Raw genomic sequence first — 26,990 nt, 5'->3', positions numbered from 1 at the left:
GCGATCGAACATGCGGTTACGACTGCGCTCAGTCGCGACGCATGGCACGCATGATCAGGCACAGGCCCACGGCCATCATCACCACGAGAGCGCCCGCCATAACGGCCACGTTGACGCCGGTCTTCGACAGCGCCGACGGCGTACCCGCGTTCTTGGTCGTGGTCACGTCGGCGGTGGTCTTCTGCGCACCGGTGGTGCCGTTGTCCTTGCCAGCGCCACCGGCGTTCGGCGAGAACTCGTACGTCCACGAGAACGAACCGTCGGGGCTGGTCACGGTGAACTTCTGCGCACCGTTGGATTCGTCGGTCTTCGCGGCGGTCCACTTGTCCGGCACGCCCTGCAGCTTCACGCTACGGCCGGATTCGATGGCGAACGGACCGTGCTGGCGGTAGTCGAAGCCCTTCACCTGCGCGCCGTTGTCGGCGTAGTTGGCGGTCACGGCGCTGAGGTTGTCCACGCCGTACTGGGAGGGCTTGTTGGCGTCCGGGTTGTTCGGCGTCGGCACGTCGTTCGGGTCGATCTGCGGATCCTCGCCAGTGCTCACGTATCCGGTGGCCTTGAGGCAGCGCTTGAGCTCGCTGAGCTTGTACCAGGTGGAGTTCTTGGCCACCGGCACGCACTGGGCGCCGTCAAGCGCGGTCTCCTTCTCGTTGTAGAGCACGCGGACGAGCAGCGTGTATGCCTTGCCGGTCTTCGGGTCCGTGCCCTTGCGCGCGACGACGTCCCACTGCACGTTCACGGTCATCGGGCCGACGGTGTCGGAACGGTAGATATTGTCGGTGTAGTTGAACACGTCGTGGATGCTCTTGGGCTGGGCCACATCGGGCGCCTGCTGGGTGGAGCCGGGCAGCTTGAGCAGCGCGGCGAACGGCACCACGGTCTCGGCGTGGCCGAAGCGGAAGGTGGCGGCGGTGCTGCCACCGTCCACACGCTGGTCGATCACCTTGAAGAAGTCGTCGAGCAGCACCTGGGCGTTCTTGTAGCTGTCGTCGTGTCCTTCGAAGCCCGGCCCCTTCTCGTAGAAGTCGTCCTTGTCGAGCAGGTAGACGAACCATTCGGCGTCCTGCTCGTGACCTGCGAAGTACTTGGTGAAGTCGAACGTGCCGTTGTTCTCCTCGATCATATCGGCCTGGGTGATGTACAGCTCGTAGACGTATTCGGCGGCGTCGATCTGGGTCTTGATCTTCTTCGACGCCTCACCGCAGGCGTCCGCGTCCTTGGCGGGGTCGGCGCCGGGAGCGCAGTTCTGCTCGCCCTTCTTGGTGCCGTCCTTGGTGTTGTACCAGATGTGGGCGTCGTCGGTGCCGATCTTGCTGATGAAATCATCGGTGAAGATGGTCTTGAGCAGATCGTTGGCCACGGTCTTGCTTTCCGGCAGGCTTTCGATGAAGTCCATGTGCGCGGTGATCTGTCCGTTGTCGGACTCCTGCGCATCAAGCCAGTCCTCGTAGGCCTTCGCCTCGGCGTATCCCTCGTCGCCCGGCTACTTCACGGTACCGTCGGGGTTCTCCAGCTTGTGGAAGTAGAGGGTGCCGGGACGCTTCTCATTGGCCTGCACGTTGTCGGCGAGCGCGTTGCCGGATTCGTTCACCAGACCGTCCTTGAAACGGTCGCCGGATTCGGTGGCGCGGGATTCTCTGGATGATTCGAAGGCGATCTGCTCGCCGTTCGCGTTGGCCTGGTCGAACAGCGTCTTGTTGCGGTCGTACGCGCGCTGGCCGATGCCGCGCAGTTCGCCGCGACCCAGATTGGTGAGCTGTCCGTAGCCGTTCTTCACGTTGGCGGCGGTGATGCCGTCGAGGCTGGCGAGGAACTCGTTCTTGATCTGCTCGCTCTTGAAGCCGTTCTCCTTGACCGCCGTGGTGGCCATGAGCTTCAGCAGGGCGTCGTACTTGTAGCTGGACAGACCGCGCGAACCGTGGCGGTCCACGCTTTCCGTGTAGATCGGCTCATAGCCGGCGGGTGCGGCGGAGTATGAGCTCGTGGTCTCCTGCGAGGGGACGGGATAGGGCTGCTTGCTGCTGTAGTAGTTGGTCTGCGCGTCCGCGGCGAACGTGATGCCGGGGGTCAGTGCCATCGCCGTGGCCAACACTCCGGCACCGGCGGCGACGAGCGCCTTGTGGATCTGCTTCGAGAAGGTCGATGTCCTTCTGCTCCTTGATTTCCTAGCTCTGTGAGGGTTGATCACGGTCGGCGATTGCACCCCGTGGGTTTTCGCCGTGCCAGTCTCTTTCACGCTAGAGGAGCGTTGTGTGCGGAAGTTCGCAATTGGTTGAACGCTTGGTGACGGATGTGGGAATTCTTATCGGATTCGCGTACGCAAAGCGTTAAAGCATAAGCGGAGCCGGGATTATCCGGATTGTTCAGACCAGCGGGTGGCCGCTGCCGGAGGCGTGACCGCGGTGGACGATCACGCAGGCGCCGACGATGACCATGACCACGATCAGTCCGATCACGCTGAGCATGTCCATCGCGGTGAGCGGCGTACGATCGGGGGTGTTGATGCTGGTGGCTTCGGCCGCGAGCGCCAGCGCGGGCGTGAGCAGCGTCATCAGCGCGGCCGCCGCACCGCACAGTACCGCGGCGATCCTGACGCGCATGGCGAGGAACGGGCGCGACGTACGACGACGGGACGGCTTGGCGCCCGGCTTCACGCCGGCGTTCCTGCGATGCTTTGAATAATCGGGGGTGTGATCGTTGTTGTCGTGTTCCACTGCCTGCATTGTCGTTTCCATACCAGCCTCGCTTGATCGATGATGTCGCGTTCGCGCTCGGTTTCGGTCACTGTCCGCCCGCCGATTGCCGCGTTTCCGAATCAGTGTCGGATGGCGTCGACTGGCGTCGATCAATCGTCATATATCTGTTCGTTTATCGTCGGAACACCACATACGTGGTTCCGCACGTGCCGAATATAGGGCAGGAATGTGGATGCTTCCTCTCATGAATCTGAATACCACGTTACGGCCTATCGAATATTGACTGATATCGGCTGATGAGAACGGTCCGACGGCGGATTCTCGAGTGGGGAGGCCGGAAATAACGATGCCGCCCCGCCAACGAACTCGTGCAGCGAACGTTGACGGGACAGCAAGCTTTGTGCATTACTCGTAATTACTCATTAATGAATGGGATCGATCGACGTTGATGAATCCTCGTCGCCGCTGCTGTCCAACGGCATGGTGACGGTCACGCGAACGGTATGATCCGAGGACCCCGCGCCGAAGAACTCATCGGAGATGAATCGCAGAATATCGATCCTGCTCATGGCGAATTCCATCGTGCGCCTCCTTCCGATTTCCGCGGCACCGGTGTTTCCGATTCCGGCCGATGATCAATCGATCATCGTGACGCTAACGCTAGGCGACACGGACACGGTTTCGATTGCCGCATGATTTCGCGGGCGTTACCCATGTAACGCGGTCATGACGAGGTATAGCGAAGGGCAATGGCGCGTCGATTGGGCGTTGGATGTCATCGACGCCGAGTGAAGAAATCGGTGAGCAGCGCACGGCATTCGGGTTCGCGCACATCACCCACCACCTCGGGGGTTGAACCCACGTGAGGATCGCGGGGAATGTCCCACACCGACCCGCATGCGCCGAGCTTCGCATCCCAGGCGCCGAACACGATACGACCGATATGCGTGGTGAGGCATGCGCCCGCGCACATCGGACACGGTTCGAGCGTAACCACGAGCGTGCAATCCTCCAGATTCCAACGGCCGCAACGTTCGGCGGCCTCGCGCATGGCCTGCACTTCGGCGTGGGCGAGCGGATCGCCGTCCTCCTCGCGACGATTGCGGCCACGACCGATGATCACACCGTTCGCGTCGACCACCACCGCTCCCACGGGCACATCGCCATGCGAGGCCGCCTGTCGTGCAAGGGACAGGGCCTCATCCATCATTCGCAGATCCACGTCACTCATACGGACACTCTACCGACTTCCCGCATCACACTCTCCGCACGCTCGTCCGCCAGACTCCTGTCCCCCCTTGCAGACACTTGAACCATACAGCCTCCAGCCCATCTTTCTTAGTGTGATCACACTACCGTGTAGGGGTGCAGTGGCCTCCCGGCAATGGCCCATTCCCCCGAGGCGAACAAGACGAACCGAGGAATGAGCGAACGACCATCAGCAGACGGTCGCGGCACGGAAACGTCGGGGGCATACGCCCGATTAGACTTGGAAACCATGAGTATGGAATTGCATGTCGTATCCCACCCTCTGGTGGAACATAAGCTCACCGTTCTGCGCGACAAGAACACCCCATCCAACACCTTCCGCGAGCTCATCAGCGAAATCGTGATGCTCGAAGCCTACGAGGCCACGCGCGACCTGCTGCTGGAAGACAAGCCGATCGAGACGCCGGTCGCACCGATGGTCGGCAAGCAGATCGCCCCGCCCCGCCCGATGATCGTGCCGATCCTGCGCGCCGGACTCGGCATGCTCGACGGCATGATGAAGCTGCTGCCCACCGCCGAAGTCGGCTTCCTCGGCATGAAGCGCGACGAGCGGACCCTTGACATCATCACCTACGCCAACCGTCTGCCCGACGATCTGACCGGCCGTCACGTGTTCCTCGTGGACCCGATGCTCGCCACCGGCGGCACGCTGGTGGCCGCGATCCACTACCTGGCCGAACGTGGCGCGCGCGAAATCACCTGCATCGACGTGCTTGCAGCCCCGGAGGGACTCAAGCGCCTTGAGCAGGAGGTCAACCCGGACGTCAACTTCAAGGTCGTGGTGGCCGCCGTGGACGATCACCTCAACGAGCAGGCGTACATCGTGCCGGGCCTCGGAGATGCGGGAGACCGCCTGTACGGCGTCGTCGACTGATCGGCAATCACGCTTTTCGTAGGTGCTTTGGCATGGGGAGGCGTGTATGTTTCGCGATACACTCAAGGCCGTTTGGCCTCGCTCCGGGGTTTGCTGGGCAAGCCTAGCAAACCCCTGCGCTGCTTACAATCGCGAAACATACACGCCTCCCCTCACTCGTGTCTGGCCTAATGGGCGGGTACTTTCCCAAGGGTCAAGGCTTTCAGGGGAGACGCCGTGGAGGGAGGGGCATGTGTTTCCCGATCGTAAGCAGCGGAGGGATTTGTTATGCTATGCAAACAAATCCCGGAGCGAGGCCGAACGGCCTTGAGTGTATCGGGAAATGCATGCCCCTCCCTCCACCCACACCTATATCTGCCAACAGAACCAAAAGCACAAAGCAGAGCGGCTAGAGTGTAGGGCATGAGGATTACGGTTATTGGGGTTGGCAAGATCAAGGAACGGTATCTGCGGGATGGCATCGAGGAATATGCCAAGCGTCTTGGACGCTACTGCAAGCTCGACATCGTTGAGGTGGCCGACGAGAAGACGCCGGAGCATGCGAGCGATGGCGTGGAGCGGCTGATCAAGGCCAAGGAGGGCGAGCGCATCGCCAAGCATCTCCGGGACGACGCCTATGTGATCGCGCTGGCGATCAATGGCAAGCAGTCGACGTCGGAGCAGTTCGCGCAGCAGATCAACGATCTCGGACTGCACGGCACCAGTCATATCCAGTTCGTGATCGGTGGGTCGATCGGTCTGGACGATGCGATCCTCAAGCGTGCGGACTATCATCTGAGTTTTTCCAAGATGACGTTCCCGCATCAGCTCATGCGCATGGTTCTGCTCGAGCAGATCTACCGCGCCTACAAGATCAACGCGGGCGAGCCGTATCACAAATAGCTATCACAAATAGCAGGAACAAGAATCACCGCGCACTCTTCGTGACATTCGCAACGCTCACAATGTTCAGCGAAGAGTGCGCGGCAACGGCTATCGGGCCGGGGAATCGGGCACGAACGCCTCGAAGATCATGTGGTCGAAGTAGGGCGCGGACCGCTGGAACTCCACGGAACTGCGAACCGTCCACGACACCATGGTCGCGCCGAGCTTGCGGGCGAATCGAGCCTGGGCGCTGTCGCCGCCATGCCAGTCATAGGCGACGAAATCCGGGCGGCCAAGCCAGTTGAACACCAGCAGACCGCACAGCCAGTCCTTCCAGTTCTTGGTGGGATCGCCCTCTTCGGCCAGCTGGCCGCGGTTCACCTCGGGGCAGTTCTCCCGATACCAGCGCACGGCGCTCGGATGGAACGACTCGATCACATACGGGCCGTCATACGCGGCCAGCAGCTCGGAGCCCTTCTTCATGAGCTCCTCGCAGGAGTCATCCCAGCCGTAGTCGTTGAACTTGTACTCCACGATGATCGGCACACGCCCACCGACCACAGCAAGCACGTCGGAGAACAGCGGCACATGCTGGTAGTAGCCGGCCGGCTTCTCATCCCACTTGCCGTCGGCGCGCGTGGCGGCCACGGCGTCACCCGGCTTGGCGGGATCGGGGAACAGCGGAATGCGGGTCAGTTCCTCATAGGTGAGATCCTTGATGCGACGCGGATCGCCGGCGACACGCTTGAGATCGGCATCATGCACGACCACCACCTGACCGTCGCGCGTCAGCTGCAGATCAAGCTCAATGCCATATCCGGCCTCGCGCGCAGCGGCGAACGAGGCGAGCGAGTTCTCCGGCGCGATCGGACCATCAAAATCGGCGCTGCCGTAGCCGGCCTTCAGCGCACTGCGTCGAGCAAGATCCACATATGCGCAGCGCTCGCTCACCGTGCCGACGGACAGGCCCGATCCTGCGTCGTGCAATCCGCGATGCGCGTAGTGCACATACGGAACGGACGGCACGCGGTAGCGACGCGCATCGATACGCGAACGCGGGGCAAGCGCCCACGCCCCCAGACCGGCGGCCACGCCTCCGGTGATCACCGCGTTGCGAATCATCGCACCGAAACCGAATCCGCCCAACCCTTTACCATGCTTGGCGATATTTGCACGTCGTCCCGCAACCGCCTTCGTCTTACGCGACATCAGTACCTCCTGACTGGCCGACTCCATCATGATCGATCGCCATATCCTGCGGCGTTGGCGACAAATGACAGACGGTTCGACGCCGTTCGACGCCGCGGCCGCCACGCGAGGGTCTGACGATGCTCTTCCCCGTCATTATCACCCAAACCACGGGCAATCCGGCAACACCAACGACAATTCCGCAACACAGCAACCGAAACGGATGTAACGGTCAGCGCCGCGGAGATCATTTATGCTGGTGCTGGCAATGGCCGATCACAGTGACCGGCCATCACAACGACCATCACAATCGTTCCAGTTACCAGAAACAAGGAGTCATGATGCTGAGCGTGACGGATATGTTTTCGATTGGCATCGGGCCATCGTCGTCCCATACCGTGGGACCGATGCGTGCCGCGTGCGCATTCGTCACGTCACTGCGCGATCGCGGATTGCTGGACACCACGGCCCGCGTGCGCGTGGTGCTGCTGGGATCGTTGGCGCAGACCGGATTGGGGCATGGCACCGATCGCGCGGTGCTGGCCGGGCTTGAGGGCAAGCATCCGGAAAGCGTCGACCCCTACGATGTGCTGCACGATCTCGACGACTGCGACCGGCGGGGAACGGTGACGCTTGCCGGTGTGCACGACGTGCCGTTCACGAAAGACGATATCGAATTCAACACCTGGCATACGCCGCGACTGCACCCGAACTGCATGGAGTTTCACGCGCTGGACCAGCATGATCATACGGTGGATTCGGCGGTGATCTATTCGATCGGCGGCGGATTCATCGCCTACGAGGACGAGCTGCTGCGATCGCGAGACGCCGATGATAGCGGACATGGCAACGGCCGAGGAACCGACGACGACGTTCCATTCCCATTCGCGTCGGCCGCGCAGATGCTGGAGATGTGCGACCGGGAACAGTGCACGATCGCCGATCTGGTGCGCCATAACGAATTGTCGTTCCGCCCGGCCGACGACACCCGCGCGATGATGACGACGATCTGGCGAACGATGCGCGACTGCGTACGCAACGGATGCACCAGCGACGAGGCGACGCTGCCGGGTGGCCTGAATGTTCCACGCCGCGCCCCCGCACTGTATCGGCGGCTCGGCAATGGCGACGTCGATATGTTCCACGGCAGCGTTTCACGTGAAACATCGCGTGAAACATTCCATGCGCACGCATCCGACAGCGAATGGGTGGATCTGTTCGCTCTTGCCGTCAGCGAGGAGAACGCCGGCGGCGGGCGGATCGTCACCGCGCCGACGAACGGATCGGCCGGCATCATTCCCGCGGTACTGCACTACTACTGGTGGCTCACCGCCGACGCGACCATGGATGGTGTATACGACTTTCTGCTCACCGCCACGGCGATCGGCTATCTGTTCAAACGTAACGCGTCGATCTCCGGAGCGGAGGTCGGATGTCAGGGCGAGGTCGGATCGGCCTGTTCCATGGCGGCGGCGGGACTGTGCGCCGCACTCGGCGGCACACCGCATCAGATCGAGAACGCGGCGGAGATCGGCATCGAACACAATCTTGGACTCACCTGCGACCCGATCGGCGGACTGGTGCAGATCCCCTGCATCGAACGCAACGCCATGGCTGCGAACACCGCCATCAACGCGGCACGCATGGCACTGCTCGGAGACGGATCGCACATCGTCTCACTCGACTCGGCCATACGCACCATGAAGGAGACCGGCCGCGACATGATGAGCAAATACAAGGAGACCTCCAAGGGCGGCCTCGCCGTCAACGTCACCGAATGCTGACGCACGCCGCCCGTCACACCACTCACCACTCAAACACCCGACCAAGCTCGACCAAACGCAACAAGGCACCCCGCGTGCGTGCGCGGGGCGCCAGGTGAAACAACGATCATACGGTGTAGTCTCGTACAGGCGGCTCCTTACTGGACCGGCTGGCACCGATCCTTGATTTCGGTTTTTCAGCGGTCGGATTTGTCGGGCACCTGACCTCATGACACTCAACGAATCCGACGATATTCACGATGGTCAGTCAGTCTGGCCCAGGGCCGGAGACCAGGACCAGACGACCGGAATCAGGCCTCGGTCTCAGCGGAGACGGCGGCGGCGAAGCGGGCGACGAGCAGAATCGTACCCGCGCCGAGCGCGCCTGCCGGCGGAATGTGGAACACGTCGGTGTAGAAGTACATGATGTATGACGAGATCGTCACGTAGAGCAGATTGCCTGCCATATCAGTGCAGGAGTAGGCGATCTTCTCCTTGAGCGACAGCTTCACCGCGGAAGCGTCCTTGGTTACGGCACTCATGATGTTTCCTTCTTCGTTGAATGAGTTGGCATAACAGCAGTGATGGTGATTGCGGATCGGTTACGAACCAGATCGTGAAATACACAAGCAACAGCATGTTTCACGTGGAACATTGGATGAGCGCATGAGCGACATCGCGATGTCTCATCGCAACCGATCCGGCAATCCTAGAAATCGGAATCGAACCACACCTGCATCTGGCCGATCTCACGATTGGCCCAGGCGTAGTACGGAATGAGCTTCAGCGTGGCCGGGCGAGGAGCGGCCAGACCGTCGGCGACGTCGGCGTACAGCGGAGCGTCCGCGGGGTCGTCCACACGCTTGGCAGCGGGAACGGTCAGCACGGTCACGCCGTCGAGCTCGTCCGAATGGTATTCGGCGCTGGCTCCGGACACGGCGGCTGCCGACAGTCGGTAGTTCCACAGCGGTCCTTCGTTATCCGCCTCTTCGGCGCAATACACGACCGGTCCGCGCATCACGGCCACCTTGCCGGCGTCCTGACGCACGGCGTTCTTGGAACGCATGAACTTCACCCGCATGTCGAGACCCAGCGCGATCACAGTGTCACCAGCCGGCGCATCAATGGTCACGAATCCGTTGACGACCGGCAGGTCGGCGGCATTGCGCCCATTCACCGTCAACGTGTACTGGCCGGCGGACCACGACGGGATGCGAACCAGGAAGCGTACGGCGTCGGCGCCTTCCGGCACGGTCACCGTGAACTTCACGTTGCCGTCCCACGGGAAGTTGGACTCCTGCTTCACCTCCACGCCATCGAAGAACTCAGCCTCATTGGCGATGAACTGGTGGGCGATGATCGTGCGGTCGGATTCGCGTACGTTGTACAGGTACCGATCGATCGACGCGATGAAGCGGGCGATGTTCGCCGGGCAGCAGGCGCATCCGAACCATTCGGCGCGGTGCATGAGCACGTGTGCCTGATCGGGGTTGTGCGCGCTGGCCTGCGGATCGGCCTCGAGTGGGTTCACGTAGTAGAAGTGCTTGCCGTCCAGTGCGATGCCGGAGATTCCGCCGTTGAAGATCTCCTTCTCCAGTACGTCGGCATATTCGCCACGCGGTGCGATGTCCAGCATCTGACGGGCCACGAAGCTGAGACCCACGGAAGCGCAGGACTCGCCGTACATGGTCTCGTTCGGCAGATCGTAGTCGTAGGTAAATGCCTCGCCATCGTGCGTGGAGCCGATGCCGCCGGTGATGTACATGCGACGGCGAACGATGTCCTCCCACAGACGCTGAGCGGTTTCAACAAGCTCGGCGTCCTGGGTCAGGCGCGCCACGTGCGCCACGGCGGTGAGCATATACACCACGCGCACGGAATGTCCCTCGGCGGTCTGCTGCTGGCGAATGGGTCGGGCGGACTGGGTGTATTCGTGGGTCCGGCCGCGCATCTGGAAGATATCGGTGGAGCCGTTGCCGATCTTCGCGTTCTGCTTGTCGTAGAACTCGGGATCGCGACCGCGCACGTCGATGAAGAACTTGGACAGGTCGAGGTAACGCTGCTCGCCGGTGACCTCGTACAGGCGGGCGAGGGCCAGCTCGATCTCCGGATGGCCGTCGGCACCGTGGATCTTGCCATCCTCCGGACCGAAGTTCTCATCCAGACAATCGGCCATCTTCTTGGCCACGTCGAGCGCCTGCTCGTTGCCCGTCACCTCGTAGTAGGCCACGGCGGCCTCGATGTAGTGGCCCATCACATACATCTCGTGCGACTGCTGGATCTGCGTGAAACGTTCACGCGTCTTGAACGCGCCGGACTTGATGATGTACGGGGTGTCGAGATAGCCGTCCTCGCGCTGTGCACGGGCGATCAGATCGACGAGCTTGTCGCACAAGTCGCGCAGGTCGGCGTCGTCGGTGTAGGCGAGCGCGTAGGCGGCCTCTTCAAGCCACTTGTACACGTCGGAATCCTGGAAGACGAATCCCTTGAAGGGGCCTTCCTCGTCGCCGGCGGCGATGCGCAGGTTACGTACGGCGCGGCTGTAATGGTTGTCGATGTCCTGGTTGTTGACGCCGGACGGATCCTCGGGGATGTCGATCTCACGTTCGTCGTTGATGACCGACCACTGGTAGGGGATGACCTCGTTGGCCACATTGTCGCGGTACCGCACCCAGAAAGGCGACGTTACCTTCACTGTTGTCGCGCTCATTCGCTGCCCTTTCGCGTTTATCTATCAGTTCTTTCGCATTTTTCGCAGAGTTCTCCCCATGGATGGCCATTGCTTATCGGCGGAAACACTTCTCCATCGAGTTCACCCACGGATTGACAATCGTTGGAATTCCAACTGTGGAATGCCACCGATCAGCCCTTCGTTGCTGTTGATTGTGATATTAGGAAACCGTATGACGCAATATCAGCGAATGCCGCGAATGCGAAAAATTTCGCAGAGTGTGGGTAGACTGCATATCAATACGGCAATGAGGACAGGAGCGATCAAGCATGGCGAAACGAGTGACACTGCAGGATGTGGCACGCGAGGCGCATGTATCGGTGGCCACGGTATCGAAATCGCTGAACGGCACCGAACGTGTATCGGCCGCCACACGACGACATGTGATCTCGACCGCGCAACGACTTGGATATCGCAAATCGACAGCAGAAGGCATACGGATGCGTTCCGGTCTGGTGGGACTCATCACGTCGGATTACAACGGACGATTCTCGCTGCCGCTGCTCACCGGAGCGGAAGGAACGCTCGGCGCATCGAATCATGCGGCGCTGCTGATGAGCTCACACGGACGGCCCGATCTGGAACGCAATCATATCGATCAGCTGGCCGCGCGAGGCGTCGACGGCCTGATCGTGGTTGGCGACACTACGAATCCCCGACCGCCACTCAAGCCGTCCACCACCATGGGTCTTCCGGTGGTGTATACGTATGATCCGTCGACCGATCCGAATGATTGCAGCATCATCTGCGACAACGTGGGAGCGGGAGCGCAGGCCATTGAATATCTGCTGTCGTTAGGGCGGCGATACATTGCGGTCATTGGCGGATCCGAGGATTTTCAAGCCGCACGAGACCGCGCGCAGGGGGCGCAGCGCACGTTTATGCTTTACGATTTCCGACCCGTGGAAGTGCTGTTCGACATGTGGAGCGAGGAATGGGGCGAACGGGCTGCGAGGTTGCTGCTCGACCGGCACCCGCATCTGGATGCCGTGTATTGCCTGAGTGACGAGATCGCACGCGGAGCAATCCGCGCACTGCTGGCCGCCGGCAAGCGTGTGCCGCAGGACGTGGCGGTGATCGGCCACGACAACTGGTTCGTGTTCTGCTCGAACTCGCATCCCACGCTCACCACGTTCGACAACAACATTTCGTTGATCGGCAGGATGGCGGCCACATATTTAATCGACGCGATCAACGGGCATCCCCATCGCGGCACCTTTGCCGTCGAATGTCCGATGATCGTACGGGAATCCACCGATCCGACACGTCGAACCGCGCTGAACAACACCGATCGCATCTTCCGCAGACGGTGATGTTTGCACGGAACGATCGTGATGATCAGCGCGCGGTGATCAACTCGCGGTGATCTGGAGGATGGCGCGCCGGTACGGATTGGCGGGAGCGGTGCGGCGAATGCGCTGCACTTCGATCACCTCGCCATCGGCGGCGGCTTCAAATACCACGTTGCCTTCCATGCGGCGACGCAGCTGTCGATTCTGCCGCTTGAGCTGACGATTCTCCTCCATCAGCTGCAGGATGCGCGTGATACCGGCGAGGTTGATCGACTCCTCCTGACTCATGCGCTGCGCCTGAACCAGACGATCGATGTCACGCAGACAGTAGCGACGGGCACCGCCCGGCGTGCGCTGCGGCACGATCAGGCCAAGCCGATCGTACTGACGCAGGGTCTGCGGATGGATGTCGGCGAGCTCGGCGGCCCGACCGACGCTGAAAATCGGAAAGTCGGCGTTGAGACCGATCTGGTCGACAACGTCAAGGTTCACGCGGCCAAGCACCAGCGCCTGCGCACACATCGTGTACGCCTGACGAATCTTCGGTGTGATCTTAGCCATGGTTCACCTTCTTTCCGATTTTCCTGTCTGGCTATCGTTTCATCATGCTCCGCGGATCATTCGCCCATGCGCTGGGATGCGACGCGGGCGTTGAAGTCCTCGCTCAGGTTGTCGAAGTCCTTCAGGGACTTCCTCTGGCGCAAACCCAGCGAGTCGGGCACCTGGACCATGATCCGGCCGATCAGGTCGCCGTTGCCCTTGGGGCTCTGCACACCCTTGCCCTTGATGCGCACCTCGGCACCGCTCGACGAGCCGGCGGGCACCTTGAACGTGACCACCTCACCATCGATGTCGCGCGCGGAGACCTTGCCGCCGCATGCGGCCTCGACGATCGTGACCGGCAGATCCATCACCACGTCACGTCCCCGCATGGAGAACGTGTCGTCGGACTTCACGTGCACGGTGAGATACAGGTCGCCGTGAGAGCCGCCGTTCAGACCGGCATGGCCCTTGCCTGCCAGACGGATCTTCTGCCCGTCCTTGACTCCGGCGGGGATATGCGTCTTGAACTTGCTGCCGTCCATGCTCAGGGACACCGTGGCCCCCTTCACCGCCTGGCGCGTGGTGAGCGTGATCTTGGAGTTACGGTCCTTGCCGCGTTCCGGACGCGGCGGCTCCTCGTAGGAGTATCCGCCGGCACCGTAGCCGCCCGGCCGAGCGCCTGCCGCTCCGCCGAACGCGGAGAAGATGTCGTTGAGGTCGGGGCCTCCCTGACCGCCGGTGGAGAAACGGATGCGCGAGCCACCGGGGGCACCGGCACCCGCACCGAACATCGAGCCGAAGATGTCGGAGAAGCCGCTGGCATCAAAGCCGCCCTGCCCCGAACCTCCGGCGAAACGAGCGCCACCCATGCCGAACTGGCGGATCGCATCGTACTTCTGACGCTGATCCTTGTTGCTGAGCACGTCGTATGCCTCGGAGATGTCCTTGAACTTCTCCTCGGCCTCCTTGGTCTTGTTCAGATCGGGGTGGTATTTACGCGCGAGCTTACGGTAGGCCTTGGTGATCTCGTCGGCCGAAGCGTCCTTGGAGACACCGAGGACTTTGTAGAAATCTTTGTTCAGCCATTCATTCTCAGCCATTCAGGTCTCCTTTCACAAGTCTGTTGATTATTTGGTATCCATTCCTGTGTGGTGCCCCTCCATGGAGGAGGGACACCGGGGATATCGTGCCGGTACTGGCCGATTCTGGCCGGTACCGGCTGGTGTGAGTGTGTTAGTTCTGCGGAGAAACGACGACCACACGGGCGGCGCGGATCACGCGATCGCCGATGCGGTATCCGGCCTCGACCACGGCGTCGACGGTCTCCTTTTCGGCCGTCGGATCGGGACGATGCAGGATTGCGTCGTGCTTGGTCGGGTCGAAGTCCTCGCCCTTCACGCCGAACTTCTCCACGCCGAACTTCTCGAACGCTTTGTCGATCTTCGTGGCCACGGCCTTGAAGGAATCGTCCATCTCGCTGTGTTCGCGAATGCGGTCGATGTCGTCGAGTGCGGGAAGCAGGGCGGTCAGCACGTCGATGATGCCGTGCTGGCGGAACACGTCCTTCTCCTTGGCGGTGCGGTTGCGGTAGTTGATGAACTCCGCACGTTCGCGCTGCAGGGCCTCGAGATAATCGGCGGCCTCCTTCTTGGCCTTGCCAAGCGGGGTGAGCTCGTCGGTATCGGAGGCGTCGGAGCCGGCGTCGGCGGGCTTGTCAGCGTTGTCCGCGGTATCCGCATCCGTAGCGGCCTGAGCCGAAGCATCGGCATCGGCGGGCTTGGCGGAGCCGGAATCGGCGGCCTTCGCATCGTCGGCGGGGGCAGAGCCGGCGGATGCCGGGTCGTTCTTCAGCGACTCGGCATCCTCCATGTCGTTCAGGTAATCGTCCTTGTTGAAGTCAGACATGATTACTTGTTGTCCTTGTCGTCATCGTCGTCCACGACCTCGGCGTCCACCACGTCGTCGTCGCCACCGTTGGAGGCGGAACCGGCGTTCGCGGTACCGGCACCAGCGCCTGCGGCACCAGCGGCACCGGCAGCGCCAGCGGCGGCCTGCTGCGAGTACAGGGCCTCGCCGATCTTCTGGGCGGAGGTCATCAGCTCGGACTGGGCGGTCTTGATCTTCTCGATGTCGTCACCCTTCAGGGCTTCCTTCAGAGCGTTCACCTTGTCGGTGACCTCCTTGGCGACCTCGTCGGAGACCTTGTCCTTGTTGTCGTTGACGAGCTTCTCGGTCTGGTAGGCGAAAGCTTCGGCCTGGTTACGCACCTCAGCATCCTCCTTGCGCTTCTTGTCCTCGGCCTCGTGCTCTTCGGCTTCCTTGACCATGCGGTCGATCTCATCCTTGGGCAGGCCGGAACCACCGGTGATGGTCATCGACTGCTCCTTGCCAGTGCCCTTGTCCTTGGCGGACACGTGCACGATGCCATTGGCGTCGATGTCGAAGGTGACCTCGATCTGCGGGACGCCACGCGGAGCCGGAGCGATGCCGGTCAGCTCGAAGGTGCCCAGCGGCTTGTTGTCGCGAGCGAACTCACGCTCGCCCTGGTAAACCTGAATCAGCACGGACGGCTGGTTGTCCTCGGCGGTGGAGAACACCTCGGAGCGCTTGGTCGGAATGGCGGTGTTGCGGTCGATCAGCTTGGTCATGATGCCGCCCTTGGTCTCGATGCCCAGCGACAGCGGGGTCACATCGATCAGCAGCACGTCCTTGCGGTCGCCCTTGATGACGCCGGACTGCACGGCGGCACCGACGGCCACGACCTCATCCGGGTTCACGGACTGGTTGGCTTCCTTACCACCGGTGAGCTCCTTGACGAGCTCCTTGACGGCGGGCATACGGGTGGAGCCACCGACGAGCACCACGTGGTCGATCTGGCTCACGGAGATGCCGGCGTCGGACAGCACGTTGTTGAACGGGGTACGGCAGCGACCCAGCAGGTCGGAGGTCATTTCCTCGAAGTGCGCACGGGTCAGGGTCTCGTCCAGGTGCACCGGGGTGCCGTCGGGCGTCATGGCCAGGTACTGCATGGAGATGCTGGTGGAGGTCGAGGAGCTCAGCTCCTTCTTGGCCTGCTCGGAGGCTTCCTTCAGACGCTGCAGAGCGATCTTGTCCTTGCTCAGATCAACGCCATACTTGTTCTTGACTTCGCTGACCAGCCAGTCGATGATCTTCTGATCCCAGTCGTCGCCGCCCAGGTGGTTGTCGCCGTTCGTGGCCTGCACCTGAATGGTGGAGAAGCCGTCGTCGTCCTTGCCGATCTCCAGCAGGGAGACATCGAAGGTGCCGCCACCGAGGTCGAAGACCAGGATGCGCTCATCTTCCTTGCCCTTTTCCAGACCGTAGGCCAGTGCGGCTGCGGTCGGCTCGTTGATGATACGAAGCACGTTCAGGCCGGCGATCTTACCGGCGTCCTTGGTGGCCTGACGCTGAGCGTCGTTGAAGTATGCCGGGCAGGTGATGACGGCGTCGGTGACCGGCTCACCCAAGTAGGACTCCGCGTCCCTCTTCAGCTTCATCAGCACCTGAGCGGAGATCTCCTGCGGAGTCCACTTCTTGCCGTCGATCTCGACGGTCCAGTCGGTGCCCATGTGACGCTTCACGGAGCTGATGGTGCGGTCGACGTTCGTCACGGCCTGGCGCTTGGCGACTTCGCCGACCAGGATCTCACCGGACTTGCTGAATGCGACCACGGACGGCGTGGTGCGAGCGCCTTCGGCGTTCACGATAACGGTGGGCTGGCCACCTTCAAGAGTGGCGATGCAGGAATTCGTGGTTCCCAGATCAATACCAACTGCGCGTCCCATAATTTCCTCCTATGGTTAGGTTTCGTTCTACGTGTATCGCTCAAGCTTCCGGCCTCGGCGATCTCCACGACCGACTGCGTCGATCAACCGAAGCCCGGTAGGCTTTTCGCTTTCCAAAACTTGAGCCTACACCACTCAACTTTAGAAGTCCAGTTTTTATTCCGTCTTTACAGAAAAACTTTTTCGGAGTTTCCGAATCACTCGAAGACCCGGCTCGAAGACCCGGACAGCATTGGATCGCTCTCGACGATGAGAGACGTCAACCTACGAGAAAGGGGTTCTTCGGAACCGGTGTCACCCGGTTTCGAAGAACCCCTATGGTGTTTGCTTGATTGTTTGATGCCTGCCGCCCGTTACCGCACGCCGCCGTAGCGGCTTGCGGTCTCAGGCTTGGTCAGGCTCAGTCTCAGGCGTTGCGGGACTTGGCGAACTTGATGGCCAGACCGCCGGCAACCAGGGCCATGGCGAGCAGAGCCACACCGAGCACGGTGGCGCCGGTCTTGCCGAGCACGCCGTTCTGCTTCGGAGCGTTCACCTTGCCGGAGGCCACAGGCTTGTCGTTGGAGGCGTTCGGGCCAACCTGGGCGGCGCCGTTACCTTCGGTGCCGTTCGGGCCGGCGAAGTCCTTGATCTCAACGGTCTTGCCGGACTGCTGACCGGTGACGGTCAGGCTGTACTTGGCGTCGGAGTTGATGAACTTGCTCAGATCGAGGGTGGTCACACCGGCGGTCTTCACGCGCAGACCGGACAGCGGGGTGGTCGCGTCGGAGGCGGAGACGACCTTGCCGTCCTTGTCCTTGAGCTCGTAGCGCAGCACGGCGTCGCCGTTGAAGCCGGCGATGTCGAACACCTGGTTCTTGTTGTCCTTGGCGGTCACGGAAGCGCCGTCGGACAGCTTGTCCTGATCGGCCTTCTCGGTGGCGAGGCCAAGGGCGTGGGCGATGGTGTAGAAGTTGTCGGTCTGATCGGTCAGGCCGTCAACACGGGAGGCACCGGGGCCGGAGGCCGCGATGCGCAGCTGGGTGCCGGTGTGCTCCATGCCACCGTCGTTGTAGCCGACTTCCGGGTTCTCGGCATCGGGGTCGTTGGCCGTGGCGGTGCCGTAGGAGATCACGGTCTGGGAGCCGTCGCGGTTCTTCAGAATGGTGCTCAGTGCGTATGCCGGGGGCTCGCTGACGATCTGGCTGGTGTGGGCGTGATCGGCGGTCACGATGACGAGGGTGTTGCTCAGATCCACCTTGTTCAGTGCGGCGGAGATGGCCTTGTCGAGGTCGTCGGTCTCGCCGATCTGGCCGCAGGCGTTGGCGGCGTGGTCCTGCTTGTCGATGGAAGCACCCTCAACCTGCAGGAAGAAGCCGTTCTTGGACTTCGGGTTGGCCTTGAGCAGGTCGATGGCCTTGTCGGTGAAGTCGGCGAGCGAAGCGCCCTTGTTGCCGAGCCAGTCGGGGCTGACCTTGCAATCCACCGGGCCACGAGCCTCGGTTTCCTTCTGGGCCAGAGCCGGGGTGTTCTGGAACTGGGTGGGCAGGTTGCCGTCGCCGAGCAGGGCGAGAACCGGCTTGTTCTCCTGGTAGCTCAGGGCCTTGAAGCCATCCACGTCACCGGACTTCACGGTCTGGAAGCCTTCGTTGGCGGCCTGCTGCCACAGGGTCTCACCGGACTGGTTGAGCTGGTTGAAGTACTTGGCGCCACCACCGATGGTCACATCGGCGCGGGTGTCGATCAGCTGCTCGGAGATGGATCCGATGCCGCCGTTGGCCTTGAGCTGCGGGGCGAGGCAGCTGCCGATGCCGGCAGCCTCGGCGTCCTTGAGGTCGACCACGCCGTCACCGTTCTTGTCGGAGCCGTCCCACTTGCCCTGCGGGCCGTAGCAGGCGCGCTCAGAGGAGTGGGATTCCAGCACGGCCGGGGTGGCGTCCTGGATCTCGGCGGTGGTCACGTTACCGGTGGCCTTGCCGGCCGCCTTGGCGAGCTCGATGAGGTTGAGCTGCGGGTTGCCCTCGACGTCCACGTCGACGGCGTTGTTGTAGGTCTTGGTGCCGGTGGCCCAGCTGGAGCCGGAGGCGGAGGAGTCGGTCACGGGGGTGATCACGCCGGCGGTCTTGCTGCCGGTGAGCTGACCGTTCTTGTCCTTGGCCATCAGCGAGTCGTTGGAGCTGTTGCCCAGCGAGAAGGTGGTGTACTGACCGGTGCCGGTCTCCACGCCCTTGTTCAGGTTCGGCTGACCGATCTTGTCGAGTCCGTCGAAGCTGCCGTTCACGCCGTGCAGGTAGTTGCGGGCCACGGTGATCTCGGAGTCGCCCATGCCGTCACCGATGAACAGGATGACGTTATCGGCCTTGGTGTTGCCGTAGACTCCGGCGATGCGCTGTGCGGCACCGTGTTCCTTGAGCTGTTCGACGCCCTGACCGTCGGCCGCGTTGGCCAGACCAGCGAAGCCGAACAGCGTGGCGGACGCGATGATCGCGGCCACTGTTCCCTTCAAAGCCTTGCGAGTGTTCACTTCCATACCTCAATTCCATCTTCGAGCAACGGCATGTCGATCGCACGTCATGTCGACGCTGACCGATGTATTATGCCGGCTGGTCCAAGGGCATGATCCACGATCACGCCAACAGGCCAGCCGGCATCCTTACCGCTGAGGGAATGCTCCCTAACTGGGAACGCTATGCCCGTCAATCGTCCGGGGGGCATCCCCCGGGCAACCGCTACATGAATTTCGGCAACGGACGGTTAACAGCCGTCGAACACTCCGCTAAGTCCGCACCGGACACGGCTACGGACGGGACACCTTGTACTGGTATCCGCGGTGGTTCGGATTGAGATGATCGCCCTTGCCGAACAGTTTGTTGCGCAGCGTACCGGGCGCGTACTCGGTCTGATAGACCCCACGCTCCTGCAGAATCGGCACCACATAGTCGATGATGTCCTCGAACGTGCCGGGATTGGTCACATAGGCGAGATTGAATCCGTCCACGTCGGTCAGTTCGACGATGCGCTGCAGCTCGTCGGCCACCTGCTCGCCTGAACCGACGATCACCGGGCTGTTGCCGCCGATCGCGCGACGCACGGCGATGTCGCGCACCGTCCAGCGCTTGCCGTCGTCGCCCTTGACCTTCTGCATGTTGGCGGCCGTGGACTGGATGGCGTTGGAGTCGATGTCGTCGAGCGGCTGGTCGAGATCGTACTTCGACAGGTCGGTGCCGATCCATCCGGAATACAGTGTGAGCGCGCCCTCGGTGGACGCATACCGCTCGTAGTCGTGGTACTTGTCCCACGCCTCCTGCTCGGTGTTGCCGGTGATCACGGTGAGCATCATGAGCACACGGGCATCGTAGCGGCCACGGCCGGCGGCCTCGAGTGAGTCACGCACCTTCTTCACCTGCGGCGCGACCAGCTCCGGCGTGGGTCCGGTCACGAAGATGGCCTCGGCGTTCTCGGCGGCGAACTTGATGCCGCGCGGCGAGGTTCCGGCCTGGAAAATCACCGGCGTGCGCTGCGGCGACGGCTCGCACAGATGGATGCCGGGCACATCGAAGAATTCGCCGTGATGGTTGATCTCGTGCACCTTGGTCGGGTCGGCGTACACGTCGTGCGCCTTGTCCTTCACCACGGCGTCGTCCTCCCACGAGCCCTCCCACAGCTTGTACAGCACCTCGAGGTATTCGTCGGCGTAGTCGTAGCGCTTGTCGTGCGGAATGTCGTCCTGACCCATGTTGCGCAGCGCGGACGGCAGATAGCCGGTCACCACGTTCCAGCCCACACGGCCGTTGGTGATGTGGTCGAGCGAGCTCATGCGGCGCGCGAACGTGTACGGATGCTCATAGAAGACGCCGGCGGTCACGCCGAATCCGAGGTTTTCGGTGGCCACGGACATGGCCGAGATCAGCGTGGTCGGATCGTTGATCGGCAGCTGCGAGGCGGTGCGCAACGCGGAGTCCACATTGCCGCCGTACACGTCGAAGTAGCCGACCAGATCGGCGATGAACATGGCATCGAAACGACCGCGCTCGAACAGTTTCGCCAGTTCGATCCAATGATTGATGTCGGTGTATTCCGCCGACCGGTCGCCGGGGTATCGCCACATGCCCGACGACTGATGGCCCACGCAGTCCTTGACGAATCCATTGAAGTGAATCTGGCGTTTGGCCGGGCTGCTGGCCTGATGGTCATTGCTGTTGGCGGCGTTGTTCCCCACTGAAGCGTCCTTTCATGACGACGGCCCGAACGCTCGCCCCGCGGACGGCGTTCGGCGAAATCGGCGCACGCCTCCCCAGACGTGCACCACGGATATCGCCATTATGCCGCCCGAAATCCCGCGGAATCCCCGAAATCGCGGAACGCCGTATAGACGTTGGTTATCAACGATTATCAATCAGCGCGATTCCGCGACAGACTTCCGTGACGACGTAGCGCAGACAGCAGTCTGCCGCCAGCCCCACCGTCAGCCGTTGCGCCACACGCAGAAGGTGCGCGGCGGGATAGCGATCTGTCGCTCATGCCCCTGCGCATAACTCTCCCAATTCGCCTCGCCGCACGCCTTGGGGCCGCGCGAACTAAACACGCACTCCCATGCGGAATCGTCGAGCGGCGCGAACTGGCCGTAGTCGTGCACGGCACGCAACGCCGACACATGCTGCCATGCCGTCTGCCGCGTCGGGTTGACGGTCACGCAGTCGTTGCCCACGCGGAACACCACGACGGAATCATCGCGGGAGGGGACGATGCGGGGGCCGCCGAAATATGCGGGATTGTCGCGGCGAATGCGGATCAGCGTCGCATAGTAATCCACCAGATCGTGCAGCCGGCGGGCGCGACGCCAGTCCAGTCGGTTGAGTTCGGCGGATCGGTCGTACGAGTTGTCGCAGCCGTACTTGGTACGCGCGAACTCCTCGCCGGAAAGCATGAACGGGATTCCCGCGCACGTGGCGATGATGCCGGCCGCCATGCGATTCGCATCCATGATGTCCTCGCTCAGGCTGGGATCGGCGTCGTATTCGGCGTGCGTGGGATCGGATTCCGCGGGCCAGACGCCGGTGAATCCGGTTGCGGCGGTCGATGTGTCTGCATGGCCGAACGCGACCGATCGCATGGCCATGCAGAGCTTGTCCCACAACGTCAGGTCGTCGTGCGCGGAGATGTATTGCACGAACTGGCCGACGCTGGCGGCCTCCACCTGGGTGCCGCGCCACCCGTCGACCGCGTGACGGATGGCCGGTGCGAACTCGAGTGCCGCGCCGGAGACGTAACCGGGCTTGCGATGGTGGAAGATGTTGCCGCGTATGGCGTCTCGCGTGTCGTCGCTGAAGAATCCGATACGCGGATCGAGTCGCGAAAGGCCGCGCTTGCCGGCCAATATCACGTCGGGCGACACCGCGGTCATGTCCGCGGCCCACGGTTCGCCGTACAGGATCTTCTCGGCGCCGCCGGGCAGCGAATCCAGCCGGGCACGCACCGCGTTCATGGTGTCGACGTCCATCAGGCCCATAAGGTCGAATCGGAATCCGTCGATGTGGTATTCGCGCGCCCAGTATTCCACGGAATCGACGATGTACTTGCGCATCATCGGCCGCTCGGACGCCATGTCGCTGCCGCAGCCGGAGCCGTTGGACAGCGCTCCCCCGGCGTAGCGGCGGCAGAAGTATCCCGGCACCATGCGTTCCAGCCAGTTGTCGGCGGAATACATGTGGTTGTAGACCACGTCCATGATGACCTTGAAACCGGCCGTATGCAGCGCCTGGATCATCTGCTTGCATTCGCGGATGCGTACCGCGCCGTCGAACGGATTGGTGCTGTATGAGCCTTCGGGAACGTTGTAGTTGACCGGGTCATAGCCCCAGTTGTAGGCGCGGTCGAGCGGGTCGGCGTCCCGCGCGGCGGCCTCGTCCACCGATCCGAAGTCGAAGATCGGCATGAGCTGCACCGCGGTGACGCCGAGTCGACGCAGGTAGGCCGTGCATGTGGGGAAATCGCCTTCACCATCCACGCTGGTGTTGTTGTGGGTGAAGGCCAGATATGTGCCCCGATGCTCGTCAGGAATGCCGCTGTGGGAGTCGTTGCTGAAGTCGCCGACGTGGGTTTCCCAGACCACGAGCTCGTGGAGGGGGATGTGTGGGGCCTGATCGGCGGCCCAGCCGTCGGGGTCGGTTTTGCGCAGATCGACGACCATGCTGCGGCGGCCGTTCGCGCCGGCGGCCCGCGCCCATGGGTCGGCGGTTCTGGATACGTGGCCGTCCGGGAAATGCACCACATAGTCGTAGTAGGCGCCGTGGCCTACACCGTCGACGTGTACCAGCCAGGTGCCGTCGAATTCCTTGGCGTTGCGCGGACCGGAGCCATGACGGGGCATCACGGCCACCGCGGTCATCGCATAGGTGGCGTACGGCTGCTGCATCACATCGGCATCGACGCCTTCGACATGCACGCCCGGTGCGCAGACGCCACCCTCGTAGAACAGTCGCAGTTCGACACGGCTTGCGGTCGGCGCCCATACGCGGAATGTGGTGCCATGACCGGTCTTGTCGGGAATCGCACCCAGATCATCGCCCGCGTAGATAGGAAGCTCGTCAATTGGCAGAACACTCATCCGGCACCCCCCATCGGCCCATCGGTCATCTACCCAGCAATCTACCAGCGGCACCGAACGCATGGAATTCGGCTATTCGATCGGATGGACGGGAATGCGACGGGAGTGCAGGGCCTCGACGATGTCGTGGTGATGCGTGGAGACGAGGATGGACTTGCCGGCGGCGACGAACTGGTTGAGCACACGCACGACCAGGGCCGTATTCCGTTCGTCAAGCCCATCGGTGGGCTCATCGAGCACGAGGAGCTCGGGGTTCAACGACATGCAGCAGGCGATGGCGACGCGTTTCTTCTCGCCGCCGCTGAGGCGATAGGGTGCCCGTTCGGCGAATCGTTCAAGCTCGAACAGTCGCAGAATGTCGTTGGTGCGACGATGGATCTCCTCGTCCGGCAACCCCATCTGTGCCGGACCGAACGCGATCTCCTCGGCCACCGACGGGCAGAACAGCTGGGTTTCGGAGTTCTGGAACACGAAACCGATGCGCTGATGCAGCCGCTTGGCGAAGCGCTTGTCGGCGAGCGCCTCTCTGGTAATGAGATTCCCGTCGAACCGGTATTCTCCGGCGGAGAGGAACTCCAGGCCATTGAGAATGCGCATGATGGTGGTCTTGCCGCTGCCGTTCGGGCCGAGCAGGGCCACGGATTCGCCGCGATCGAGCACCATGTCGAATCCGCGCAGCACCTCGTGGGGCGGGTCCCCCTCCACACCAGGGTACGAGAAGCATGCGCCACGCAACTCGGCAAGGGGCGTTCCGTCATCATGTCCGCTGTTCATCATCTCTCCTCGTTCATTGTGCTAGGTCATTGTGTGAATCCGCCGCTCGCGCGCCCGGCCAAGGCCAAAAACTGAGCAATCTGCGAGTTCTGTGCGGATTCCGGGCCATTGCAGACATCAATCTGCGAGTTCTGTGCGGATATAACGTCATATGCCAAGTATGAGGCTTGGAATTCCAACAGTCCTACTATGGCACTGAGGCATATGACCGCGCAGAACTCGAAGATTGGTGTCTGCACTTCGGCAAATCCGCACAGAACTCGAAGATTGTCCGACCTGATGGCCGATTCGCGCCTGGAATCATCCGAAATACACCGCCGCGGCGATCATCAGGGCGATCACGCATGTGTACACCGAGTTCGCCGCGGTCAGCATGCGCTCCTTCGCAATGCGATACTCACCTTCGAAGCCGCGGCAGAGCATGGCCTCCCCCATTTCCTTGGCACGACGGTTCGCCAGCAGGAACACCATGCCGATGATATGCCCGGCAGAGGTGATTTTACGGGAGTCACGGCCAACGCTTCGCAGCCGTAGGGCATCAAGAAGCAGCAGCATGGATCGTCCCAGAATGTCGATGAACTGGATGGTCACATCGCAGACGTACACCACCGCGTTCGGCACATGCAATCCGCGCAGACCGGCGATCAGCCGGTTCCACGGCACCGTTCTCGCAAGCCCTATGGTCAGCGACACGGTGATGAATGCGCGGATGAACAACCGCGCCGGAGCCTCATATTGTCCGATCAGTATCGATGGCAGGGCGATCACCGCGCTCAGCCCGGCGATGCCGAGCCCACCGAACAGCACGGTTTTCATCAATCGTGCCGGACGTATGGCGAGCGCCACCAGCACCACGGCCAGCATGATATAGCCGAAGGTCATGTTGCGCGTCGCATTGACGCAGATGATGACCGAGATCAACCCCAATAGTCGCATAGCCGGGGAGACTCGGCAGAGCAAACGATCGACCGGGCTGGAAACGAGCTCCGGCTGTCCTCCGTCAGCGACTTCAGCGAGCGCGGTACCGATGGACCCCAGATTCTTCTCGATGAACGTCGAACGGTCGCCAAGCGGTTCGTATGACTCCGATTCGGCAAGCCAATCCGGCAGCGCGGAACCGGCAGAGGCCGATCCCGACGCGACCGCCGCCGTCATGGTTGTTGTCGTGGATGACGTTGATGCCATTGCCCTCCCCAGTCAGAACCCAGTCAGAAACCCAATCGGCACTCGGTCAGGGCAGCATCATGCGGTAGTCGCCTTGGTGCCCTTGGATGCAGAGGCATCCTTGACGCCCGACGCCAGCAGTCGGAACACGATGGTCATCACGGCGATGCCGATCACTGCGGAAAGAATGTACCCGGCCCAGTCGGGCAGACCCTGCAGGGAATAGTCGGGAAGCAACGCGTTCCAAGAGAATCCGTGCGCGATCTGATCAGGCACGTAGCTCAGGCCGGTGGCCTCCTTGAATTCCTCGGCTCCCCACTCACCGTAGGCGCTGCCCGTGGCGAGCAGACCGATCGGAGAGATGACGGCGAGCAGTCCAAGACCGATCCAGACCGGGGTCCTCAGTCCCTTGGCAGCCTTGCCATCGGCGGCAGGCTTGGCCGCGCCCGCCACGATTTCAGGGGCGGTACGACGGACGAATTCCACGACCACCACGGTGACCAATCCCTCGATGATCGAGGCCATCAGCAGGTGCGGAATCAGCATGGCCGGCACCGAAACGGTCACCGGATACGGGAAGTACAGCGCCTGACCGGCGGCATCGCGGAACAGCATCGGCTGCACGCCAAGCTCCAAGGCCACGCAGAGCGCGGCAAGCGTGATACCCACGTAGGCTCCGATGAACGAGGCCACACGCTCCTTCCATCCGGACGCGAGCGCCTTCTTCAGCAACGTATACAGTCCGTACGCCACGAACGGCAGCACGAATGCCATGTTGAAGCAGTTCGCACCGTACGTGATCAGGCCGCCATCGCCAAACAGCAACGCCTGCAGCAGCAACGCCACCGAAACCGCGACCGTGGCGTACTGCGGCCCAAGCAGAATGGCGATCAGCGAGCCGCCCACCGCGTGCGCCGTCGTGCCGCCGGGGCACGGCACGTTGAACATCATGATGAGGAACGAGAACGCCGCGCCCGCGCCAAGATACGCCATCCGCTCATGGTTGGCGTGGGTCATCACGTATTTGAGGCACAGTCCCCAGATCGGAATCATGATGACGGTGAACATCAGACCGGTGGACGGCGACAGATAGTTGTCGGGAATGTGCATTGACAGCGTAACAACGTCGTTGGTGACCATGACGATCGCACTTCCTTTCCTTCCGCCCACTCGCGGCTTGCGGCTGCGCACGAATTGCCAGATTGCCGCATTTTTCGCATATGTAGCGAGCGGGCACTGCACACGGGACCGAGAAGGACGCGGCCGGTCACGGATCGGGATCAGTCGGGCCCAAAGCCCCGAGAAATATGGTAGGAAGTCCGATTTCATCCATGTAAACATGGGATATCGAATACGTTGTTTCGTTGAGATTCCAACGAAAACAGCACACGACAAACCACACGACACGCCGACGATACGGTCGTATGAAACCGGTGATTT

The 26,990-nt window shown here is 62.0% G+C and carries 23 protein-coding genes; 5 read left to right on the top strand and 18 right to left on the bottom strand.

Annotation, left to right across the window (positions count from 1 at the left end; all coding sequences use genetic code 11):
• Positions 1-28: 28 nt before the first annotated feature.
• The 4 genes from EP30_RS09335 to EP30_RS10945 all read right to left on the bottom strand — a co-directional run bounded on the left by EP30_RS09335 (position 29) and on the right by EP30_RS10945 (position 3,265).
• Positions 29-1,396, bottom strand: coding sequence for a hypothetical protein (locus EP30_RS09335; RefSeq protein WP_140558151.1), 1,368 nt, complete (start codon positions 1,394-1,396; stop codon positions 29-31).
• 87 nt (positions 1,397-1,483) lie between these two features.
• Positions 1,484-2,236 (bottom strand): histidine-type phosphatase, encoded by a 753-nt coding sequence (locus EP30_RS09330; protein WP_140558148.1) that lies wholly within the window; start codon positions 2,234-2,236, stop codon positions 1,484-1,486.
• Positions 2,237-2,363: 127 nt separating this feature from the next.
• On the bottom strand, positions 2,364-2,723 hold the full coding sequence (locus EP30_RS09325; RefSeq protein WP_140558145.1) for a hypothetical protein: 360 nt from the start codon (positions 2,721-2,723) through the stop codon (positions 2,364-2,366).
• 395 nt (positions 2,724-3,118) lie between these two features.
• On the bottom strand, positions 3,119-3,265 hold the full coding sequence (locus EP30_RS10945; RefSeq protein ID WP_181160861.1) for a hypothetical protein: 147 nt from the start codon (positions 3,263-3,265) through the stop codon (positions 3,119-3,121).
• On the opposite strand from EP30_RS10945, the gene EP30_RS11195 reads away from it, so the two are divergent.
• The gene (locus EP30_RS11195) at positions 3,264-3,392 is read left to right on the top strand and encodes a hypothetical protein (protein WP_258185456.1); all 129 of its coding nucleotides are present in this window, start codon (positions 3,264-3,266) and stop codon (positions 3,390-3,392) included. The two genes, EP30_RS10945 and EP30_RS11195, sit on opposite strands and share 2 nt — an antisense overlap.
• 79 nt (positions 3,393-3,471) lie before the next feature.
• On the opposite strand, the gene EP30_RS09320 is transcribed toward EP30_RS11195, so the two are convergent.
• Positions 3,472-3,927 (bottom strand): nucleoside deaminase, encoded by a 456-nt coding sequence (locus EP30_RS09320; protein ID WP_140558142.1) that lies wholly within the window; start codon positions 3,925-3,927, stop codon positions 3,472-3,474.
• A 273-nt stretch (positions 3,928-4,200) separates the two neighbouring features.
• On the opposite strand from EP30_RS09320, the gene upp reads away from it, so the two are divergent.
• Entirely contained in the window at positions 4,201-4,839 is a 639-nt protein-coding gene (gene upp, locus EP30_RS09315) for a uracil phosphoribosyltransferase (protein ID WP_094663888.1), read from the top strand.
• A gap of 402 nt (positions 4,840-5,241) precedes the next feature.
• The gene (gene rlmH / locus EP30_RS09310; RefSeq protein ID WP_140558140.1) at positions 5,242-5,721 is read left to right on the top strand and encodes a 23S rRNA (pseudouridine(1915)-N(3))-methyltransferase RlmH; all 480 of its coding nucleotides are present in this window, start codon (positions 5,242-5,244) and stop codon (positions 5,719-5,721) included.
• Positions 5,722-5,811: 90 nt separating this feature from the next.
• Here rlmH and EP30_RS09305 read toward each other — a convergent pair whose 3' ends face one another.
• The gene (locus tag EP30_RS09305; protein ID WP_140558190.1) at positions 5,812-6,825 is read right to left on the bottom strand and encodes a glycerophosphodiester phosphodiesterase family protein; all 1,014 of its coding nucleotides are present in this window, start codon (positions 6,823-6,825) and stop codon (positions 5,812-5,814) included.
• Positions 6,826-7,232: 407 nt separating this feature from the next.
• Here EP30_RS09305 and EP30_RS09300 point away from each other — a divergent pair, with 407 nt between their 5' ends.
• Positions 7,233-8,675, top strand: coding sequence for an L-serine ammonia-lyase (locus EP30_RS09300; protein ID WP_140558188.1), 1,443 nt, complete (start codon positions 7,233-7,235; stop codon positions 8,673-8,675).
• Between the two features lie 290 nt (positions 8,676-8,965).
• Here the strand turns inward: EP30_RS09300 and EP30_RS09295 are convergent, their stop codons facing one another.
• Together EP30_RS09295 and EP30_RS09290 are read right to left on the bottom strand one after the other, a co-directional pair.
• Positions 8,966-9,196 carry a hypothetical protein gene (locus EP30_RS09295; RefSeq protein WP_245819348.1) on the bottom strand — a complete coding sequence of 77 codons (231 nt, stop codon included), beginning with the start codon at positions 9,194-9,196 and terminating at the stop codon, positions 8,966-8,968.
• 167 nt (positions 9,197-9,363) lie between these two features.
• The gene (locus EP30_RS09290) at positions 9,364-11,364 is read right to left on the bottom strand and encodes a glycoside hydrolase family 127 protein (protein WP_140558137.1); all 2,001 of its coding nucleotides are present in this window, start codon (positions 11,362-11,364) and stop codon (positions 9,364-9,366) included.
• Between the two features lie 290 nt (positions 11,365-11,654).
• Between EP30_RS09290 and EP30_RS09285 the strand changes: the two genes are divergently transcribed.
• On the top strand, positions 11,655-12,698 hold the full coding sequence (locus tag EP30_RS09285; RefSeq protein WP_094663883.1) for a LacI family DNA-binding transcriptional regulator: 1,044 nt from the start codon (positions 11,655-11,657) through the stop codon (positions 12,696-12,698).
• Positions 12,699-12,737: 39 nt separating this feature from the next.
• On the opposite strand, the gene EP30_RS09280 is transcribed toward EP30_RS09285, so the two are convergent.
• The 10 genes from EP30_RS09280 to cbiM all read right to left on the bottom strand — a co-directional run bounded on the left by EP30_RS09280 (position 12,738) and on the right by cbiM (position 26,690).
• A complete protein-coding gene (locus EP30_RS09280) occupies positions 12,738-13,238 on the bottom strand; it encodes a heat shock protein transcriptional repressor HspR (protein WP_094663881.1) in 501 nt (166 codons plus the stop codon).
• Positions 13,239-13,294: 56 nt separating this feature from the next.
• Positions 13,295-14,320, bottom strand: coding sequence for a DnaJ C-terminal domain-containing protein (locus EP30_RS09275; protein ID WP_140558134.1), 1,026 nt, complete (start codon positions 14,318-14,320; stop codon positions 13,295-13,297).
• A 133-nt stretch (positions 14,321-14,453) separates the two neighbouring features.
• Entirely contained in the window at positions 14,454-15,125 is a 672-nt protein-coding gene (gene grpE / locus EP30_RS09270) for a nucleotide exchange factor GrpE (RefSeq protein ID WP_140558131.1), read from the bottom strand.
• A 2-nt stretch (positions 15,126-15,127) separates the two neighbouring features.
• Complete coding sequence (dnaK, locus tag EP30_RS09265) at positions 15,128-17,026, bottom strand: molecular chaperone DnaK (RefSeq protein ID WP_140558129.1); 1,899 nt, start codon at positions 17,024-17,026, stop codon at positions 15,128-15,130.
• Between the two features lie 406 nt (positions 17,027-17,432).
• Positions 17,433-19,529, bottom strand: coding sequence for an alkaline phosphatase (phoA, locus tag EP30_RS09260; RefSeq protein ID WP_181160862.1), 2,097 nt, complete (start codon positions 19,527-19,529; stop codon positions 17,433-17,435).
• 273 nt (positions 19,530-19,802) lie between these two features.
• Positions 19,803-21,224: an LLM class flavin-dependent oxidoreductase gene (locus EP30_RS09255; protein ID WP_219846818.1), complete on the bottom strand. Its 1,422-nt coding sequence runs from the start codon at positions 21,222-21,224 to the stop codon at positions 19,803-19,805.
• A 246-nt stretch (positions 21,225-21,470) separates the two neighbouring features.
• On the bottom strand, positions 21,471-23,612 hold the full coding sequence (locus EP30_RS09250) for an alpha-amylase family glycosyl hydrolase (RefSeq protein ID WP_140558123.1): 2,142 nt from the start codon (positions 23,610-23,612) through the stop codon (positions 21,471-21,473).
• A gap of 72 nt (positions 23,613-23,684) precedes the next feature.
• Complete coding sequence (locus tag EP30_RS09245; RefSeq protein ID WP_219846816.1) at positions 23,685-24,389, bottom strand: energy-coupling factor ABC transporter ATP-binding protein; 705 nt, start codon at positions 24,387-24,389, stop codon at positions 23,685-23,687.
• A gap of 297 nt (positions 24,390-24,686) precedes the next feature.
• A complete protein-coding gene (locus EP30_RS09240; protein WP_140558120.1) occupies positions 24,687-25,571 on the bottom strand; it encodes an energy-coupling factor transporter transmembrane protein EcfT in 885 nt (294 codons plus the stop codon).
• 57 nt (positions 25,572-25,628) lie between these two features.
• Positions 25,629-26,690, bottom strand: coding sequence for a cobalt transporter CbiM (gene cbiM, locus EP30_RS09235; protein ID WP_219846815.1), 1,062 nt, complete (start codon positions 26,688-26,690; stop codon positions 25,629-25,631).
• Positions 26,691-26,990 lie beyond the last annotated feature (300 nt).

Origin of the sequence: Bifidobacterium sp. UTCIF-39, assembly GCF_006408715.1 — a bacterium.
GTDB classification, from domain to species: Bacteria; Actinomycetota; Actinomycetes; order Actinomycetales; family Bifidobacteriaceae; genus Galliscardovia; species Galliscardovia tissieri.
This window is presented reverse-complemented; position numbering and strand designations above follow the sequence as displayed.

Coding starts and splice junctions, on each gene's coding strand:
- EP30_RS09335 (WP_140558151.1), bottom strand. CDS start 1,396: ATGGACTTCATCGAAAGCCTGCCGGAAAGCAAGACCGTGGCCAACGAT.
- EP30_RS09325 (WP_140558145.1), bottom strand. CDS start 2,723: ATGCAGGCAGTGGAACACGACAACAACGATCACACCCCCGATTATTCA.
- EP30_RS11195 (WP_258185456.1), top strand. CDS start 3,264: ATGGCGAATTCCATCGTGCGCCTCCTTCCGATTTCCGCGGCACCGGTG.
- EP30_RS10945 (WP_181160861.1), bottom strand. CDS start 3,265: ATGAGCAGGATCGATATTCTGCGATTCATCTCCGATGAGTTCTTCGGC.
- EP30_RS09320 (WP_140558142.1), bottom strand. CDS start 3,927: ATGAGTGACGTGGATCTGCGAATGATGGATGAGGCCCTGTCCCTTGCA.
- upp (WP_094663888.1), top strand. CDS start 4,201: ATGGAATTGCATGTCGTATCCCACCCTCTGGTGGAACATAAGCTCACC.
- rlmH (WP_140558140.1), top strand. CDS start 5,242: ATGAGGATTACGGTTATTGGGGTTGGCAAGATCAAGGAACGGTATCTG.
- EP30_RS09305 (WP_140558190.1), bottom strand. CDS start 6,825: ATGATTCGCAACGCGGTGATCACCGGAGGCGTGGCCGCCGGTCTGGGG.
- EP30_RS09300 (WP_140558188.1), top strand. CDS start 7,233: ATGCTGAGCGTGACGGATATGTTTTCGATTGGCATCGGGCCATCGTCG.
- EP30_RS09295 (WP_245819348.1), bottom strand. CDS start 9,196: ATGAGTGCCGTAACCAAGGACGCTTCCGCGGTGAAGCTGTCGCTCAAG.
- EP30_RS09290 (WP_140558137.1), bottom strand. CDS start 11,364: ATGAGCGCGACAACAGTGAAGGTAACGTCGCCTTTCTGGGTGCGGTAC.
- EP30_RS09285 (WP_094663883.1), top strand. CDS start 11,655: ATGGCGAAACGAGTGACACTGCAGGATGTGGCACGCGAGGCGCATGTA.
- EP30_RS09280 (WP_094663881.1), bottom strand. CDS start 13,238: ATGGCTAAGATCACACCGAAGATTCGTCAGGCGTACACGATGTGTGCG.
- EP30_RS09275 (WP_140558134.1), bottom strand. CDS start 14,320: ATGGCTGAGAATGAATGGCTGAACAAAGATTTCTACAAAGTCCTCGGT.
- grpE (WP_140558131.1), bottom strand. CDS start 15,125: ATGTCTGACTTCAACAAGGACGATTACCTGAACGACATGGAGGATGCC.
- dnaK (WP_140558129.1), bottom strand. CDS start 17,026: ATGGGACGCGCAGTTGGTATTGATCTGGGAACCACGAATTCCTGCATC.
- EP30_RS09250 (WP_140558123.1), bottom strand. CDS start 23,612: ATGAGTGTTCTGCCAATTGACGAGCTTCCTATCTACGCGGGCGATGAT.
- EP30_RS09245 (WP_219846816.1), bottom strand. CDS start 24,389: ATGATGAACAGCGGACATGATGACGGAACGCCCCTTGCCGAGTTGCGT.
- EP30_RS09240 (WP_140558120.1), bottom strand. CDS start 25,571: ATGGCATCAACGTCATCCACGACAACAACCATGACGGCGGCGGTCGCG.
- cbiM (WP_219846815.1), bottom strand. CDS start 26,690: ATGGTCACCAACGACGTTGTTACGCTGTCAATGCACATTCCCGACAAC.